Genomic DNA, 16,870 nt, shown 5'->3' on the forward strand with positions numbered 1-16,870 from the left:
GTTCGCTGAACAGTTGATTGGTTTGACGTATGACGACTTCTTATAAAACGATGGTGGTAAAGATCGGTTCGTCCACGGTGGTGGGCGCCGATGGCAAGGTCAACCGCGCCTTTATCGGCGGACTTGCCGATCAAGCCGCAGCGCTGCGCAAGCTCGGCTGGCGTCTGGTCGTGGTGAGCTCGGGCGCTATTGCCTGTGGCTATCCCGTGTTGGGCTTCGACCGCAAGCCGGTCGGCGACCTTCCGAGCCTGCAGGCCTGCGCCTCGGCTGGTCAGTGCATCATCTCGTCGGCCTACGACGAGGAGTTCCATGCGCGCGACCTGCTCACCTCGCTCGTGCTGCTCACGCGTCACGACACGGCGCGTCGCACGTCCTACCTGCACGCGCGCGACGCCCTGCTGCGTCTGGTGGAGCTGGGCGTGGTGCCGGTCGTCAACGAGAACGACACCGTTACCGTCGACGAGATCAAGTTTGGCGACAACGACACACTGGCGGCGCTCGTGAGCTGCCTGGTATCTGCCGATCTGTGCGTGACGCTCTCGGACATCGATGGTCTCTATACTGCCAATCCGCATGAGGACCCCACGGCCGAGTTTGTTCCTGTCGTGCATAAGATCGATGCCAAGATTATTGCCTCGGCGGGCGATTCTTCCACATCGGTGGGCACGGGCGGCATGATTACCAAGATCCGCGCGAGCCGCATCCTGATGACGGCGGGCATTCAGAGCGTGATTTGCTCGGGCGAGGAGCCCGATGCGCTCGTGCGCCTCGCCCGCGGCGAGAGCGTGGGCACGCTGTTCGATCCGCCGGCGGAGCGTCTGGACATCGCACCCCGCAAGCTGTGGATCGCGCTGGGCGACAAGGCACATGGGTCGGTGACGGTTGATGATGGTGCTGCGAAGGCGCTGGTTAGCCGTGGCTCTTCCTTGCTTGCGGTGGGTATTCGCGAGGTCGATGGCCAGTTTGCCGAGGGCGATGTGCTCGACGTGTGCGATCCGAGCGGTATGGTCGTCGCCCGCGGTATCGCCGAGGCCGATTCGGACGTGCTGGAGCTTGCAGCCGGCCGCCGCCAGGACCAGATCGCCAGCAACCGCCTGCTCGCTAACCTGGCCGAGAAGCCGGCGATACACAGGGATAACTTGATCGTATTTGCATAAAGAAAGACAGCGCTGCGGATCGTTTCCTGCAGCGCTGTCTTTCTCGTGCCGGCACTTGGGGACGTTCCTTATGTGCCGGCACTTTGGGACACTCCTTAGCTAGAAGATCCGGCGCAGGTCTCCGCGGTTGAGCGCTTCGTCGAAGAGGTGCTTGAACACCACGCTGCCGTGCAGGCCGTCGTGCTCGAACTCGTTGGTCACCCAGGCATGCGAGTTGCCCACGCGGCTGAGCGTATCGAGCTGCATGCCCGAATCGACGTACATATCGTCGAAATACACCGCGGCCTGGAGTGGCACCTCGTTGCAGGCTAGGCGCTGCGGGTCGTAGATCTTGTCCCAGCTGGTGTCTTCCATCAGCAGGTCCATGGCGGGCTTAAACGGCATAAGCTCGGGCATCTGCTCAAACATCCACGGGAACATGGCCTCGCCGGTAAACATGAGCGGGCGCGCGAGTGTGTCGAACTCGGCACGATGGGCCTTCTCCTCTGCTGCGGCCCAGCGAATGGGCATGGTGTCGCCGTCGGCGTAGATAAACTCCTGCAGCGTCCAGTACAGCGGGTTTGTACGCGTGTTGGTGCGCTCGAAGGCGCGCATCAAAAAGCTGTCGGATACCGAGGAGCCGCAGCTAAGCGTACCGTCGCCAGTAACAAACGCGTGATCGATAATCCAATGCATGCGCTCAAAGCTCGGCTTCATGCCAAAGTCGCTGCCCATGAGCTGTAGGCGCTCGACCGTCATCGGCGAGCCGTCGGGCAGCACGGGCTTCTGGGCCTCGAGCGCATCGGCCAGGGCTGCCACGCGGTCGACGTCAGCGGGGTAGCGGTCGTAATACTGCTGCGTCTTGGCGGCCATGCGCGGGAAGGTGTGCGCGTAGACCTCGCTTGCGCTCGCCGGCACGTGGGGGATGCCGCCGCAGGTAAAGCTTGCCGCTATGCCCTCGGGGAAGAGCGACAGATAGCTCAACGTCAAAAAGCCGCCGTAGCTCTGCCCGAGTGTGACCCAGGGCTTGCCGCCAAAGCCCACCAGGCGCAGGTACTCAAAATCGCGCACGATGGAGCTGGCGAGGTGGCGCTTGAGGAAGTCAGCCTGCGAGCGTGCGGCATCGGAGTCGGCCGCCGTCGCGCGCTCGCCCAGTGCGGCAATCGTGCGCCCGTCTACACAGCTGCTGCGCCCGGTGCCGCGCTGGTCGGGCAGGACGACGCGGAAGTGCTTGACGGCCTCCTCGATCCAGCCGTCGCTTGTGGGCGACAGCGGACGCGGGCTCTCACCGCCGGGGCCGCCCTGCAAAAACAGGAGCAGCGGCAGATCGTCGTTGATGCGGTCGGGCGCGCAAACCACGCGGTAGAAGAGCTTGATGCTCTCGGGCGCGCCGGCGATTGGTGCCGGCATAGCGCCGCGGCGCATGGTGCTACCGACGGCCAAAAGCATCGGCTCCAGGCCGCGCCAGTCAAGGGGGACGTCGATGCTGTGGTCCTCGACATAAAGGCCGGGGACGTGGTACGAAGTGATGAGGGCCATGTGAGTCTTCCGTTCGTTGCGGTGTTTCGGGTTGACCAATTCTACCGCCGCGGGCGAGGCCATGCGCAAATCGGCTACCATGGTTGCAAACTTCTAGGAGAAAGGGCCGCCCATGTCGGTCGATATAGCCACGTATGTCCACGATCTTGCCGTTGCCGCCAAGGCAGCGTCGGCCTCGCTTGCCACGGCGAGCGATGAGCAGCGTCAGGAGGCCGTGCGCGCCATGGCCGCAGCACTGCGCAACGGTGTCGACTCCATCGTCGCCGCCAACGAGCTCGATATGTCCGCCGCGCGCGATGCGGGCACCTCGGCCGGACTGCTCGATCGCCTGCTGCTGACGCCCGAGCGCGTCGAGGGCATGGCCGCCGGCCTGGAGAAGCTCGCCGAGCTGCCCGATCCCGTCGGCCGCGTGCTCGACCACCGCGTGCTTGCGAGCGGTGTGGACCTGACCCGCGTGAGCGTGCCGTTGGGCCTGGTCGCCATGGTCTACGAGGCGCGCCCCAACGTGACGGCCGACGCCGCAGGCATCTGCATCCGTACCGGCAACGCCTGCATTCTACGCGGCGGCTCGCTGGCCTATCACTCGTGTGCCATGATCGCCGAGCTGCTGGCCGATGCGCTCGAGGCCAAGGGCTTCCCGCGCGAGGCCGTGTCGATGATCGAGTCCACCGACCGCGAAGCCACTGGCGAGCTCATGAAGCTCCGCGGTATCGTCGACGTGCTCATTCCGCGCGGCGGTGCAGGCCTGATCCAGCGCTGCGTGCGCGAGTCGCTTGTGCCGGTGATCGAGACGGGCACTGGCAACTGCCACATCTACGTGCATGAATCCGCCGACTTTGATAAGGCGCTCAACATTATCGTCAATGCCAAGACCCAGCGCGTGGGCGTGTGCAATGCCGCCGAGTCGCTGCTGGTCGACCGTGCCGTGGCAGATTCGTTTTTGCCGGCGGTCTTGGTCGTGCTGCACGACCACGGCGTACTGATTCACGGCGACGAGGCCACGTGCGCCGCATGCGCCGACGCTGGGCTTGCCGAGGGCGACAACTACGTCGTCGCGACTGAGGAGGACTGGGGTCGCGAGTACCTGGCTCTCGAGATGAGCGTGAAGGTCGTGGCAAACGAGGACGAGGCCATCGTACACATCAATCGCTACGGCACGATGCACTCCGAGGCCATCGTTGCCGAGGACACGGATGCTTGCGAGCGCTTCCTGGATGCGGTCGATGCCTCGGCCGTGTACTCCAACGCCAGCACTCGCTTCACTGACGGCGGCGAGTTTGGCCTGGGCGCCGAGATCGGCATCTCGACCCAAAAGCTCCACGCCCGTGGCCCCTTTGCCGCCGAGGCCCTCACCACCTACAAATACAAGCTCCGCGGCACCGGCCAGGTCCGCCCCTAAACCTACCAAAAAGGGACAGGTTTATTTTGGCAGGTTTTATCTGCGGTTTTGCCGGGCGACGCGTTCGCCCGGCTTTTTTCTCCGTATGCCTTTTCTGCCTTTCGGCTTGAGCCGCGGCGATATACGATAGTGACACCGTGTCCTAGCACCGACTCACCTGGAGGTATTGCCATGTCTCAGACGCTTTCCGCCGGAATCACCCGTGACCGTGCGTTCGAACTGCTCAACGAGCACAACAAAGATCCGTTCCACATCACCCACGGCGAGACGGTCGAAGGCACCATGCGCTACTTTGCACGCGAGTTCGACCCCGAGAACGAGGAGTTTTGGGGTATCGTCGGCCTGCTGCACGACTTGGATTGGGAGGAGCATGAGGACGACCCCGTGAACCACACCATCTATGCTGCCAAGATTCTGGAGGGCGAGGGCGCATCGCCCGAGCTCATCCGCGCCATCCAGACGCACACGTCCGATTTCAACGCCTCGCTGCCCAAGCCCGAGTCGCAGATGGAGAAGATCCTATTTGCGTGCGACGAACTTACCGGCCTGATCGGGGCCGCCGTTATCATGCGTCCGAGCAAAAGCGTCATGGACTTTACGACCAAGTCGCTCAAGAAGAAGTTCAAGGACAAGCGCTTTGCCGCCGGCTGCTCGCGCGACGTGATTACGCAGGGCGCCGAGATGCTGGGCTGGGAGCTCCCCGAGCTTTTCGACCGCACCATCGCGGCCATGCAGTCCTTCGCGCCCGACCGCGACACCTTCCAGGCCTAACCTGCCAAAAAGGGACAGGTTTTTTTGGTAGGTTTTATCTGGGAAAACGCTTCCGTTGGACGTTATTCAGCGGAAGCGTTTTCTGTTTGACATGGTGACGTTGGCGAATGGCGGCGCCTCGCGGCAGGCAGCTGCGCTTCGCCGTACTCGTAACTCGGCAAGCGCGACGCTAGGACGCGTTCTTGATAATCCATGTCCCTAGTCCGGTCAACAGCTGAACCTGCCTAACCGTTAACCCTTCTTTTCGAAGCGCGAGAATCGCCTCATTGCGAAGTGGCTTGGAGACGGATTTGAGTTCCGTCGGAGCACATCCTGCGACACTCTGCACGATTGCCGTGCCAAATTCGCATAGATCTTCCTCGCGAACCTTGGCTGTTGCGCTGGGGCGATAGGGAAGCGACGGCGCACTTTCCATGAGCTGAAGGTATGAGCGAGGTGTTGGGAATAAAACACCGACAACGCTGCCGGTGACATGCGGCCGTGACCTGGCACTCATTAGATACTCGCGATGGCTGCTCCAGGGATATTCGTCGTATGCCGCCAGTCCTGCTTTTTGTGGATTCAGATGAATGTATCGAATTGCCTCGAGTAAATATACTTCCGACTTAATGGGCGAATCCCAAAACCGCTCCTGAAACACGTGGCCGATATGTCCCGTCCGCGCATTGTACCTGCCCGCATACGATACGGCTACCGCGTGCATCGCGTCGCTCTTGCGGTCGTCCGGATCGTCGATGAGCAGATGAATGTGGTTTCCCATAAGGCACCAAGCGATAAGCTCGATATTGTGTTTGGGGAGAATCGCATCGAGGATCTGAAGCATGGCGATTCGGTCCTCGGCATCGTCAAACAGCAATTGCCCTCCGTTTCCACGCAACGTGACGTGGAAATAACCGGTTGGTGACTTTGAACGAGGTTTTCTCGGCATGGCCCCTCCTTTAGCTTGGATGGGCTGAAGATACCTCATTCGGAGGCTTCGGTTGTCGAGATTCAGTTCACCGACCATAGCTGCTACCTGCCGAAATGTTATTGCGTTTTCAAATTGATGCTTTTTAATGGTAATTGAACAAGACGGGCGCGCTTGTTGTGGATGCGGGCGTTAGTTGCGTCGATCTGGACGGTCCCCCTCGCATGATGTCATCGCAAATGGGCTTCACGCATTTCTACGGCGATAGAAAAATGGCCGGGCGCTCACAAACAAAACGGAGAACTCGGCCATTTACTGATTGTTTGTTGACGTTTGGCCAGATAAAACCTGCCAAAATAAACCTGTCCCTTTTTGGCAGGTTAGTTGAGGGCGGCTTGGGCTAGGCGGGCTTCGGCGGCCTCCTCGGTGACGCCCAAGGCCACGGCGAACTCCTCGATGGAGCGGCGCTTGGCCTCCTTGAGTACGCGCATGTAGTAGGAGCTGGGTTTTTTATCAGCTTCCTCGGCCTGGCGAATGCGGTGCATCATGGTCTTTGCCACGCGGACCGTCTCGGGCGCGCCCAGCTTGAGCTGCTGCTTAAAGTGTGTCTCCTCAAGCGAGCTGTTGCGCTCGGTAAAGGTGTCGCACTCCAGCTCGTCATAGTGGCTCAGCAGGTGCTCGGCATCTTGCTGAGAGATGGCGGCGTGCAGACGGTCGGCCTGCGCCACGGGGTACATGAGGATCGTCTGCGCATGTCCCTGCTTGGTCTCGAGCAACAGCATGGGCTGCGGTGTGTCGTCCCTAAAACCGACGACGGTGCAGACTCCCTGGCCCGGATGAATGACGTGTTGACCGATTGAGAACATGCTACCTCCAACTTATACGAATTTACGTATGTCTAGAATAACACGCTGACGTGCGCAAACCCGTACTTTATGCAGGAAAAGCACACAACTCTGATAGGTAAGAGTATTCGATAACAGACGCAGCTCATTCACACCTTTATGCATTTTCAACGCCTGCATAATCTGCAGGCAGACCGGCATCTTTGAGTGACTCCATACAAGCTGTAGTCATTTTTGTGCATATGCAATATCTATTAGCTTTACCCTGCGACAGTGCCCGTCGCTTGTGATAGAGTGCTACAAACTCTGGCTTTTGCCCTACGAGTGACCAAGAGCTCGGGGGCTTTAACACAAGGAGGATCTATGCCCGAGAAGATTGAAGAGCTGGTACGCGCTGCGCTTGCTGCGGCCCAGGAGGCCGGCGACCTTTCCGCATTTGAACTTGACGATTGCGCTATCGAGCGACCGGCTGACACTTCTCATGGCGAGTGGACCTCTACCATGGCCCTGAAGTCCGCCAAGCTGGCCCACTGCGCCCCGCGCAAGATCGCCGAGGCCATCGTTGCCCATATGCCCGAGGACCCCGCGATCGAGAAGGTCGAGATCGCAGGCCCCGGCTTCATCAACTTCTACCTCTCCGTTGCCGTCAAGAATGCCATCTTTGGCGAGGCTCGCGAGAAGGGTATGGACTTCGCTAAGTCCAACGTCGGTGGTGGCCTGAAGACCCAGGTCGAGTTCGTTTCCGCCAACCCCGTCGGCCCCATGCACATCGGCCACGGCCGCTGGGCCGCGCTGGGCGACTCGCTCTGCCGCGTTATGGATCACGCCGGTTACGACATCCAGCGTGAGTTCTACATCAACGACCACGGCTCTCAGATGAACACCTTCGGCAACTCCATCAGCACGCGCTATATGCAGCTTGCCGACATCATCGCCAAGCAGGGCGTGGATATCGACGAGGCTCACAAGCTGCTGATCGCCGACCGCGACGCCTTTGTTGCCGACGAGAACGACGAGCATCCCGAGACCCATCCGTATCAGGACAACTTTGCCGAGACCCTGGGCAAGGACTCCTACGGCGGCGACTACATCATCGACGAGGCCGCCGAGTTCTGGCGCACCGACGGCGATAAGTGGGTCAACGCCGATCCGCAGGAGCGCATGGAGAGCTTCCGCGAGCGCGGCTATGTAAAGATGGTCGACAACATGCGCGACCTTTGCCATGCCGTTAACTGCGACTTCGATCGTTGGTTCTCCGAGCGCTCGCTGTATGTGAAGGACACCGAGGGCGAGACCGCCGGCACCTCCGCCGTTGACCGCGCTTTTGAGAAGCTCGACAAGATGGGCTATCTCTACACCAAGGACGGCGCCCTGTGGTTCCGCTCCACCGACCTGGGCGATGACAAGGACCGCGTTCTGATCAAGTCCGACGGCGAGTACACCTACTTCGCCTCCGACGTTGCCTATCACTGGGATAAGTTCCAGCGCGTCGACCACGTCATCGACATCTGGGGCGCCGACCACCACGGCTACATCGAGCGCGTCCGCTGCGTCTGCGATGCCTTGGGTTACCCCGGCAAGTTTGAGGTTCTGCTGGGCCAGCTCGTCAACCTGCTGCGCAACGGCAAGCCCGTCCGTATGTCCAAGCGTAAGGGCACCATGGTGACCCTGCAGGAGCTCGTCGACGAGGTCGGCTCCGACGCTGCCCGGTACACCCTCATCTCCAAGAGCTCCAACCAGATGGTCGACTTCGATATTGAGGCCGTCAAGAAGCGCGACAACTCCAACCCGGTGTACTACGTGCAGTACGCTCACGCCCGCGTGTGCTCCATCCTGCGCCGTGCCGCTGACGTTACGCCCGAGCAGGCTGACGAGATGGGCATGAAGGCCGTCGCCGCCAAGGCCATCGGTGAGAACGTCGATTACTCGCTGCTGACCGACCCGACCGAGCTCGCCCTTTCGCGCAAGCTCAACGAGCTCACCGACCTCATCGCCAGCTGCGCTCGCGACCGCGCCCCGTTCCGTCTGACGCACTTTGCTGAGGAACTCGCCGGCGACTTCCACAGCTTCTACGCTGCCTGTCAGGTGCTGCCGAGCGAGGGCCGTCCCGTCGACCCCGAGCTTTCGCGTGCCCGTCTGGCCGCTTGCGATGCCGTCCGTGTGACGCTCGCCCTGGTGCTCACCCTCGTTGGCGTTTCCGCGCCCGAGCAGATGTAAGCTACGGGTCATTTGACCGTACAGACTTGGTTTAACTAAGCCTTGAAAGCCCGATCTCCCACGGAGGTCGGGCTTTTTGCAAACGCCGACGTATTGACGAATTTGGAACTGCTGGAAATACGAAACTATGCCGGTTTACTACGATGAAATGAGAAATTCCAACTACGCCGGCTTTTCGCAAAAAAGTGCAAGGCATCTACCTGCGGTTTTAGTTCAACAAGTTTCGGAGTGATCGCGGTTGAGCGATTCATCGTAGTAAACCGCCACAGTTTTGGCGGAGGCAGTCAGATTTGTGGGTGTTAAACCAAAGATTGTCCCTTTTGACTAGTCGTTTAAGAACGTCCTCAATGACTAAGTTGCAGGTGGTTGCGGTTGTGTTACACTAACGCTGCGTATATGACGCAAATATCTCGATACAGATCAATGATGTCCGTCGGTATTTGACGGAGCTAGACTGTTTAGCCGCCCTGAAGGTTTATGCAGGGAGCATGTGATCACAGGGCTTGAAAAGAAAGTTGAGCAAACACTGTGTCTGATCAACAGCAAGAAAACGAAATAACGACGACGCAAGCCGCTCCCGCTGCACCGGTTGCGTTGGACCAGGTCGCGGCGCCCGCGCAAGCCTCGGCTCCTGAGACGCCTAAGGCTGCTTCGACGCCTACGCCTTCAGCGGCTGAGAAGGCCGTGCCTGCAACTGGTGAGGAGGCTGCTCCGGCAAAGCCCAAGCGTACGCGCCGCACGGCCAAGTCTGCTGCTGACGGCGAGGAGGTCACCAAGCCCAAGCGCCGTACCACGCGCACGACGCGCGTCAAGCGCACCGTTGCAGCTGACTCCTCGGAGCCGATTTCCGATGAGGTCGCGCAGGCGCGTGCGTTGGCGCAGATTAGCGAGGCTCAGGTGGTGCGCGCCCGCCGTCGTGCTGCCGAGCGCGAGGCCGCGGCTCTGACCGAGCTTGCAGCTCCGTCTGTGCCCGAGACACCTGCCGCCGACCAGCCGACCGAGAAGCCGGCACCGCGCACACGCCGTCGCACGGCTGCTAAGGCCGAGCAGGTTGCCGATCAGGTAACCCTCGAGCTCACCGAGGCTTCGGTTCGTTCCGCGGCAGGGGAGGGCGCATCGCCTGCTGAGTCCGCTGCGCCTGTCGAGGCCAGCGAAGTTCCCGTTGTCGATCCGGCTTTGCGCCCGCACCGTCGCGGTCGCAAGCCCAAGGCCTTCGTCGAGGCAGAGAAGGCCGCAGCCGCAGCTGCAGCCGCTCGGGATGCTGCGGCGACCGCCGAGTCTGCAACCGCTGCCGATGCACCCGTCCAGGATGCTACGACTTCCGAGGCCGCTCCCGCCGATGTCGAGCCCGCCGACGTCCGTCCTGGTCGCAGCCATCGTACTGCTGCTAAGCGCACGTCCAAGGCCAAGACTGCCAAGAAGGGTGCGTCCGAGGATTCCGCCGAGACGACCGCCGATGCATCGACTGATGCCGCCGAGCCCCAAGACGTCGAACAGTCTGCGTCCGAGAAGCCCAAGCGCGGTCGTAAGAAGTCCGCTAAGGCCAAGGCGTCCGAGCAGCAGGCCGAGGCCGAGCTGCAGGGCGATTCCAAGGCCGAGGCCAGCGATGATACTGCGGCTAACGCCGATGCCGCCGCAACCGATGGCGCCGCGCCCGCCGAGGCCGAAGACGGCGCTCGCCCCAACCGTCGCCAGCACAAGCGCAACGACGAGCGCAACGAGCGCAAGGACGAGCGCAACAACGACCGCCGCAACCGCCAGCGCGATCGCAAGCAGCGCAACAAGGAGCGTAATGCCGCTCCCACCGAGCCCACGCTTTCGCGCGAGGAGCTCGCGGCCATGAAGGTCGCCGAGCTGCGCGAGAAGGCCAAGGAGTTCGAGATTGAGACGACCGGCAAGAAGAAAGCCGAGCTCGTCGAGGAGATCTACGTCACCGCCGCGAAGGCCGAGGGCTTCCGCGACATCAAGGGCATCCTGCAGATTCGTCCGGACAGCTCCGGTATCATCCATGCCCATGGCTACATGAAGTCCAACGACGACGCCTTCGTGCCCGCCTACCTCATCCGCTCCGCGCGTCTGCGCACGGGCGACGTCATCGAGGGCTCGCTTCGTCCTTCGCGCGGCGGCGACAAGCGCGCCGGCCTCGCCAAAATCACGACCGTCAACGGTCTAGACCCCGAGCAGATTCGCAACCGCCCCAAGTTCGGTGACCTCACCCCGGTCTATCCCAACGAGCCGCTGCGCATGGAGCATGGCAAGGACTCCATTACCGGTCGCGCCATCGACATCGTGTCGCCGATCGGCAAGGGTCAGCGTGGCTTGATCGTGTCCCCGCCCAAGGCCGGCAAGACCACAATCCTCAAGAAGATCTGCCAGTCTATCTCGATTAACAACCCCGAGGTGCACCTCATCTGCCTGCTCGTCGACGAGCGCCCCGAAGAGGTTACCGATATGCAGCGTTCCATCAAGGGCGAGGTTGTGGCGTCGACCTTCGATATGCCCGCCGACAACCACACTCGTGTGGCAGAGCTCGTCATCGAGCGCGCCAAGCGCATCGTGGAGCTGGGCGGCGATGTCGTGGTGGTGCTCGACTCCATCACGCGTCTTGCCCGCGCCTACAACTTGGCGGCGCCCGCCTCAGGCCGCATCCTTTCGGGCGGCGTCGATTCGGCGGCACTGTATCCGCCCAAGCGCTTCCTGGGCGCAGCCCGCAATATCGAGAACGGTGGCTCGCTCACCATCCTGGCCTCTGCCCTCATCGACACCGGCTCCAAGATGGACGAGGTCATCTTTGAGGAGTTCAAGGGCACCGGCAACATGGAGCTCAAGCTCGACCGCGACCTGGCCGACCGCCGCATCTTCCCGGCTATCGACCCCGTTGCCTCCGGTACGCGTAACGAGGACCTGTTGGTTGACGAGCAGATGCGTCCGTTTGTCTTTGGCCTGCGTCGCATTCTTGCCGGCATGAACAACACCGAGCGCGCAGCTGCGTCGTTTATCAAGGGTCTTAAGGGCACCAACACCAACCAGGAGTTCCTGGTGCGTTCGGCCAAAAAGCACAGCGACTACGAGCAGACGTTCTAGGTTGTCATCCACACGCAGCGATAGTCATCAATGCAATAAAGGGTCGGGGCTTTGAGCCTCGGCCCTTTTCTATATCGCCGCTCCGCGCTTTTTTGACCATAAGACTGGCAAGCAGCAGGTTTCCCGTTTCAATCCGACATCGTCGCTTGCAATCGACAGGGCGGTTTCGCATAATAGCTTTAAAGCTTCGCGACGGAAAACGCAGATGAAACGAACCATATACCGTTGCTTTGGGGCATAGCCCCGCTTCATCTTCTCTCGCGCAGCCAACTGAATGATGCGATTTGGGTGCTGGAAGATGGGGAGAGCTCATGGCTTCTTCTGATGCAACACAACGAGCAGTCCTTGCCGGACTTTCGTGCGGGATCGGCCTTGCCGCTCCCGTGGTTATGTATGCCGCGACGCTGCCGTTTTCGTCTGTGAACGAGACGGTCGTGGCGGGTGCGGTTCCCTTCGCCGTGGGCGCGGTGGCGGGCGTGGGTATCTATGCCGCCTCGCTGGGTATCTCCGAGTATCGTGCGCAGCGTGAAGAGCGTCTGTTCCAGCCCGATGTCATGGGCGGTGCCGCCAATCTCAATCAGCATCAAAGCGAGTTCAAGACCGCCTCGATTCCAGCTCAGCAGCAGGATGCGACTCCTTACGCTGCGGCTTCTGCTTCTCAGGCTCAGGCGGAGCAGTCTACCTCGGCATTCCTTTCCGGCCTGACTGGTGCGTTCCAGCGCCGTCATGCCGATGATGGTGTCCCTACCATCGCTCGAGCCGCAGACGCTATGGACGAGGACGAGGCTTGGTCCATGATCGACAGTATGCTCGACGACGATTCGCCGGTGAGCTGCGACCCTGCACACTCGCGCGACGTCTATCAAGTCGCCATCGACGAGCTCACCAACGGCGGGCAGACCGGCTCCTTCAATCGCGACGACATCGCCGCCGCGGCACGCGCCGTGTCTGGCTCCCAGGCCGCCCCTGCGGGCAGCACGGCGGCTTTCGTGGCACTCGTCGCCAACGCGGCAGCCAATAACGCCTACAGCGCTACCTCGGCGGACGCGAACGCTTCTGCCGACAATTCGTACGTTGATGAAGCCATGACTGCGGACGAGGAGGCCGTTGCCGCCCGCCGTGCCGCCGAAAGCTCGCTGTGGGGCGCTCCTGCCCAGCAGCAGGCGGCTGAGGCTGCGCCGTACAATGCAAACCTCGCCAGCATGCCTATCATCTCCGGTGCCGCGGACATCGATCTCGATGACCTCGATGAGCCTGCAGCCATCACCGCATCGATTGATGCCCAAGATCGCATCGACACCGGCGACCTTCCGGATGCCTCACTCGAGGTTGATGTCCCCATGGCTGATTACTCGGGCCACGAGGACATGTGGGCCGCCGCCACCGCGATTCTGGATGAGATTGACGAGCCTGCTCCTGTTGCAGCCCCCGCTCCCGTCGCTGCCCCTCAGCCTGCTGCCCCCGCCTATGTCGGCCGTCACAGCGCTGTGTTCCCCGAGGATACTGCCCGTATCTCGCGCGAGAGCATCGAGCGGGCCGAGGCTATTGCCGCCGGCATTATGGAAAACCGTCGTCACGAGCGCGTCAATCAGATCCTCGAGGAGGAGATCGAGCGCCTGCAGTCCTCTACCGCCAAGCGTACGGGCCGTGCCTACCTGAGCGTTATCGAGGGCGGTACCGCCAGCTTCGCGCCGCTCCGCGCGGAGGCATAACTTCTGCATGGTTAAGATCAATCGAAAATGGGCGGTCGTGACCTGCCTGATGGCGCTCTTGATCTGGGGCAATTCGCTGGTTCCCGGCTCGGGGTCGGGCTCGCTGAGCCTAACGGTCATGGAAGCTATCCGCGGTTTCCTGCACGGCGTGGGACTTCCATATGAATGGGTGACCAACTTTGTTGTTCGCAAGTGCGCGCATTTTACCGAGTATATGGTGCTCGGCATCTTGGCAACGCACGCCTTTGATTTTGAGGGCCGGCGCACCTTTGACGTGCTGCTGCCCACGGCGGTGTTCCTGCTGCTGATTCCTTCGATCGACGAGACGATTCAGCTCTTTGTGCCGGGACGCGCCGGCATGATCACCGATGTGATGATCGACTGCTGTGGAGCGGCAACGGGCGTTGTGCTCCGATATCTACTACGATCGCTCATATGTGCCAAAAAGGCCGCCTAGGACGTATGCTTGGTGCTAGGCGGCCTTTTTTATTAGAGGGCTTATATAGGGCGTGGTGGCGTCGTTCCGTAGGTTGGATTTGCCGGGCGCGCCACGCCCTGTGGGTGCGTCTGTTACTGAAGCGCCTGCGCGCCCAGGGCCAGGCAGCCCATGATGCCCTGCTTGCCCTCAAGGCTGTTGTTGACAATATAGGTATCGATGTCGTTGACCTCGGGCGTGACGATATAACCGTTGAGCATCTCGGCGCACTTCTTGCGCGCGAGCGGCACGATGGGGGTGTGGTCGGCCACGCCGCCACCGATGATGATCTTTTGCGGCGCGTAGCACAGCGTGTAGGTCATGAGCGCCTGTGCCAGATAGCCTGCGAGCAGGTCCATGGCCTCCGGGTCATCGGCCATGTCTCCGGCGCTCTTGCCATCCCAGCGCTTTTTAACGCCGGGGCCGGCGATGAGACCCTCGAGGCAATTGTCGTGGAAGGGGCAGGCGCTGTGCTCGCCAATGGTGTCGCGCGGGTCGCGCGTGACCAGGATGTGGCCGGCCTCGGGATGCATCATGCCGTGTACGAGCTTACCGCCCGAGAGCACGCCGGCGCCCACGCCGGTGCCGATGGTCAGATACACAACGTCAGTGAGGCCCTGGGCGCAACCAAAGGTGACCTCGCCCAGGCAGGCGACGTTGACGTCGGTGTCGTAGCCGCAGGGGATATTGAGCTCGTTTTGGATAGTGCCCAGCAGGTCAAAGTAGCGCCATGCCGTTTTGGGCGTCTCCAGGATCTTGCCGTATTGGGGCGAGGCAGGGTTGACTGCGGTGGGGCCAAAGGCGCCGATGCCCAGCGCGGCGATGCCCTTGTCGGCAAACCATGCATTGACGGCCTCAACGGTCTCCTGCGGGGTCGTGGTCGCGATCTGCTCACGCTCCAGGACCGTACCGTCTGCATAGCCCGTGGCGCAGACCATCTTGGTGCCGCCGGCCTCGAGCGCTCCGATAAGCTGCTGTTCTGCCATAGTATTCCTCTCTCTGGGACGAGTTGCTCCGTGACTAAAGTATAGGGCTCTAAACCATTTAAGAAAGCGCTATAAAAAGAAGCCTCGCAACGTGGCGGGCGGTGCGGGGCTTCTTTGGTTGCTTTAGTTGCCGGGCCGTCCTTACCCGCGCGGCTTGATTTTATCACGTAGCGACTTGAGGTTCTCCAGTGCCGCGTTAAGCGTCTCGTCCCGCTTGGCAAAGTGGAAACGAATCAGATGGTTGACGGGCTCGCGGAAGAAGCTCGAGCCGGGCACGGCGCCCACGCCCACCTTGGATGCGAGGTCCTCGCAGAATTCGAGGTCGCTGTCATTGCCAAACTCAGAGATGTCCATCATGACGTAGTAGGCGCCCTGCGGCACGTTATGCTCAAGACCGATGCTATCGAGCCCCTGGCAGAACAGGTCGCGTTTGGCGGTGTAGAGGTCGAGGACCTCATCGTAATAGCTGTCGTCGAAGTTGAGGGCGGTGACAACGGCTTCCTGCAGGGGAGCGGCGGCACCCACGGTGAGAAAGTCGTGGACCTTCTTGATGCGCTCGGTGATCTGGGCCGGGGCGATGGTGTAGCCCAGACGCCAGCCGGTGATGGAGTACGTCTTAGACAGCGAGCTGCAGCTGATGGTTCGCTCGAACATGCCGGGCAGCGTGGCCATGTAGACGTGCTCATGGGGCGCGTAGACGATGTGCTCGTAGACTTCGTCGGTGATGCAGTACGCGTCGTACTTTTTGCACAGGTCGGCGATAAAGGTGAGCTCTTCGCGCGTAAAGACCTTGCCGCAGGGGTTGGAAGGGTTGCACAGGACGATGGCCTTGGGGTCGTTGTCGCGGAAGGCAGCCTCGAGCGCCTCGCGGTCAAATCGAATGTGGGCGGGTTGAGCGGTACATAGATGGGCTCGGCACCCGAGAGAATGGTGTCAGCGCCGTAGTTCTCGTAGAACGGCGAGAAGATGACGACCTTGTCTCCGGGGTTCGTAACCGTCATCATGGCGGCCATCATGGCCTCGGTGGAGCCGCAGGTGACCACGATATTCTGGTTGGGGTCGATCGGCATGCCCATAAAGTGCTCCTGTTTGGCGGCGAGCGCCTCGCGCATGGCCTGGGAGCCCCAGGTAATGGAGTACTGGTGGTAGAGCGGCTTGGGGTCGGCGGCGATGGTGCTCAGGCTGTTGAGCAGCTGCGCCGGAGGATTGAAGTCGGGGAAGCCCTGCGAGAGATTGACGGCATCGTACTTATTGGAGATGCGTGTCATGCGGCGGATGACCGAATCGGTAAATGTTGCCGTGCGGTTGGAGAGTTCTTTCATGCCGGTCCTTTCGAGGATTTGCAGTGGGGCAAGTTTACTCCTATGGAACCGGTGGGAATTGCTCGAAACGCGCTCGAAAAACTCTTTTCAAAATTCTTGAAAATTGGGGCTTGCATCGCGTGGCGTTCCTTGCAATAATAGTCGAGCGCGAAGCGCACAGGACACGGTGGGTGTAGCTCAGTTGGCTAGAGCGACGGGTTGTGGTCCCGTAGGTCGAGGGTTCGAGTCCCTTTACCCACCCCAGTTCTTGCTTCGTGTTGATATCGGGTCGTTAGCTCAGTTGGTAGAGCAGGGGACTCTTAATCCCAAGGTCCAGGGTTCGAACCCCTGACGGCCCACCACACGATATCTCCTCTAAAGTCCGCCATAACGGACTTTAGCTTTGGGTCGTTAGCTCAGTTGGTAGAGCAGGGGACTCTTAATCCCAAGGTCCAGGGTTCGACCCCCTGACGGCCCACCCAAAGATCGTTAAAGCGA

Annotated in this window: 14 protein-coding genes and 3 tRNA genes; 12 read left to right on the forward strand and 5 right to left on the reverse strand. The window is 61.1% G+C overall.

The features are described 5' to 3' along the window. Positions 1–29 precede the first annotated feature (29 nt). Entirely contained in the window at positions 30–1,157 is a 1,128-nt protein-coding gene (gene proB / locus AAAX75_RS06495) for a glutamate 5-kinase (protein WP_035137237.1), read from the forward strand. Positions 1,158–1,256: 99 nt separating this feature from the next. Here proB and AAAX75_RS06500 read toward each other — a convergent pair whose 3' ends face one another. Beyond that, positions 1,257–2,675 carry an alpha/beta fold hydrolase gene (locus AAAX75_RS06500; protein ID WP_349091513.1) on the reverse strand — a complete coding sequence of 473 codons (1,419 nt, stop codon included), beginning with the start codon at positions 2,673–2,675 and terminating at the stop codon, positions 1,257–1,259. A 112-nt stretch (positions 2,676–2,787) separates the two neighbouring features. Between AAAX75_RS06500 and AAAX75_RS06505 the strand changes: the two genes are divergently transcribed. Further along, positions 2,788–4,074: a glutamate-5-semialdehyde dehydrogenase gene (locus tag AAAX75_RS06505; protein WP_349091514.1), complete on the forward strand. Its 1,287-nt coding sequence runs from the start codon at positions 2,788–2,790 to the stop codon at positions 4,072–4,074. A gap of 171 nt (positions 4,075–4,245) precedes the next feature. Further along, positions 4,246–4,845, forward strand: coding sequence for an HD domain-containing protein (locus AAAX75_RS06510; protein ID WP_349091515.1), 600 nt, complete (start codon positions 4,246–4,248; stop codon positions 4,843–4,845). A 169-nt stretch (positions 4,846–5,014) separates the two neighbouring features. On the opposite strand, the gene AAAX75_RS06515 is transcribed toward AAAX75_RS06510, so the two are convergent. Then, the gene (locus AAAX75_RS06515; protein ID WP_055310672.1) at positions 5,015–5,773 is read right to left on the reverse strand and encodes a transposase; all 759 of its coding nucleotides are present in this window, start codon (positions 5,771–5,773) and stop codon (positions 5,015–5,017) included. 359 nt (positions 5,774–6,132) lie between these two features. Then, complete coding sequence (locus AAAX75_RS06520; protein WP_006235480.1) at positions 6,133–6,618, reverse strand: CarD family transcriptional regulator; 486 nt, start codon at positions 6,616–6,618, stop codon at positions 6,133–6,135. 342 nt (positions 6,619–6,960) lie between these two features. On the opposite strand from AAAX75_RS06520, the gene argS reads away from it, so the two are divergent. From argS to AAAX75_RS06540, 4 genes are all read left to right on the forward strand, one after another. Next, complete coding sequence (gene argS, locus AAAX75_RS06525; RefSeq protein WP_055286535.1) at positions 6,961–8,814, forward strand: arginine--tRNA ligase; 1,854 nt, start codon at positions 6,961–6,963, stop codon at positions 8,812–8,814. A 528-nt stretch (positions 8,815–9,342) separates the two neighbouring features. Beyond that, positions 9,343–11,898, forward strand: coding sequence for a transcription termination factor Rho (gene rho, locus AAAX75_RS06530; RefSeq protein ID WP_232219741.1), 2,556 nt, complete (start codon positions 9,343–9,345; stop codon positions 11,896–11,898). A 311-nt stretch (positions 11,899–12,209) separates the two neighbouring features. Further along, positions 12,210–13,610: a hypothetical protein gene (locus AAAX75_RS06535; RefSeq protein ID WP_349091516.1), complete on the forward strand. Its 1,401-nt coding sequence runs from the start codon at positions 12,210–12,212 to the stop codon at positions 13,608–13,610. Positions 13,611–13,617: 7 nt separating this feature from the next. Beyond that, positions 13,618–14,067, forward strand: a complete 450-nt coding sequence (locus tag AAAX75_RS06540; protein WP_346978810.1) for a VanZ family protein — start codon at positions 13,618–13,620, stop codon at positions 14,065–14,067. A 113-nt stretch (positions 14,068–14,180) separates the two neighbouring features. On the opposite strand, the gene AAAX75_RS06545 is transcribed toward AAAX75_RS06540, so the two are convergent. Both AAAX75_RS06545 and AAAX75_RS06550 read right to left on the reverse strand, forming a co-directional pair. Further along, positions 14,181–15,071, reverse strand: coding sequence for an ROK family protein (locus AAAX75_RS06545; protein WP_022094812.1), 891 nt, complete (start codon positions 15,069–15,071; stop codon positions 14,181–14,183). A 141-nt stretch (positions 15,072–15,212) separates the two neighbouring features. Continuing rightward, a complete protein-coding gene (locus tag AAAX75_RS06550; protein ID WP_349091554.1) occupies positions 15,213–15,953 on the reverse strand; it encodes an aminotransferase class I/II-fold pyridoxal phosphate-dependent enzyme in 741 nt (246 codons plus the stop codon). 84 nt (positions 15,954–16,037) lie between these two features. Between AAAX75_RS06550 and AAAX75_RS06555 the strand changes: the two genes are divergently transcribed. The 5 genes from AAAX75_RS06555 (at position 16,038) to AAAX75_RS06575 (ending at position 16,850) form a co-directional block, all read left to right on the forward strand. Further along, positions 16,038–16,220 carry a hypothetical protein gene (locus AAAX75_RS06555; protein WP_349091517.1) on the forward strand — a complete coding sequence of 61 codons (183 nt, stop codon included), beginning with the start codon at positions 16,038–16,040 and terminating at the stop codon, positions 16,218–16,220. Beyond that, positions 16,214–16,531, forward strand: a complete 318-nt coding sequence (locus tag AAAX75_RS06560) for a hypothetical protein (protein ID WP_349091519.1) — start codon at positions 16,214–16,216, stop codon at positions 16,529–16,531. Before AAAX75_RS06555 ends, AAAX75_RS06560 begins: the two co-directional genes overlap by 7 nt. Before the next feature lie 28 nt (positions 16,532–16,559). Further along, positions 16,560–16,636: transfer RNA gene (locus AAAX75_RS06565), tRNA-His, on the forward strand. Between the two features lie 22 nt (positions 16,637–16,658). Continuing rightward, positions 16,659–16,734, forward strand: a tRNA-Lys gene (locus AAAX75_RS06570). A 43-nt stretch (positions 16,735–16,777) separates the two neighbouring features. Further along, a tRNA-Lys gene (locus tag AAAX75_RS06575) sits at positions 16,778–16,850 on the forward strand. Positions 16,851–16,870 lie beyond the last annotated feature (20 nt).

Origin of the sequence: Collinsella sp. CLA-ER-H7, from assembly GCF_040092345.1 — a bacterium.
Classification (GTDB): Bacteria; Actinomycetota; Coriobacteriia; order Coriobacteriales; family Coriobacteriaceae; genus Collinsella.

Coding starts and splice junctions, on each gene's coding strand:
- proB (WP_035137237.1), top strand. CDS start 30: ATGACGACTTCTTATAAAACGATGGTGGTAAAGATCGGTTCGTCCACG.
- AAAX75_RS06500 (WP_349091513.1), bottom strand. CDS start 2,675: ATGGCCCTCATCACTTCGTACCACGTCCCCGGCCTTTATGTCGAGGAC.
- AAAX75_RS06505 (WP_349091514.1), top strand. CDS start 2,788: ATGTCGGTCGATATAGCCACGTATGTCCACGATCTTGCCGTTGCCGCC.
- AAAX75_RS06510 (WP_349091515.1), top strand. CDS start 4,246: ATGTCTCAGACGCTTTCCGCCGGAATCACCCGTGACCGTGCGTTCGAA.
- AAAX75_RS06515 (WP_055310672.1), bottom strand. CDS start 5,773: ATGCCGAGAAAACCTCGTTCAAAGTCACCAACCGGTTATTTCCACGTC.
- AAAX75_RS06520 (WP_006235480.1), bottom strand. CDS start 6,618: ATGTTCTCAATCGGTCAACACGTCATTCATCCGGGCCAGGGAGTCTGC.
- argS (WP_055286535.1), top strand. CDS start 6,961: ATGCCCGAGAAGATTGAAGAGCTGGTACGCGCTGCGCTTGCTGCGGCC.
- AAAX75_RS06535 (WP_349091516.1), top strand. CDS start 12,210: ATGGCTTCTTCTGATGCAACACAACGAGCAGTCCTTGCCGGACTTTCG.
- AAAX75_RS06540 (WP_346978810.1), top strand. CDS start 13,618: ATGGTTAAGATCAATCGAAAATGGGCGGTCGTGACCTGCCTGATGGCG.
- AAAX75_RS06545 (WP_022094812.1), bottom strand. CDS start 15,071: ATGGCAGAACAGCAGCTTATCGGAGCGCTCGAGGCCGGCGGCACCAAG.
- AAAX75_RS06555 (WP_349091517.1), top strand. CDS start 16,038: ATGACGACCTTGTCTCCGGGGTTCGTAACCGTCATCATGGCGGCCATC.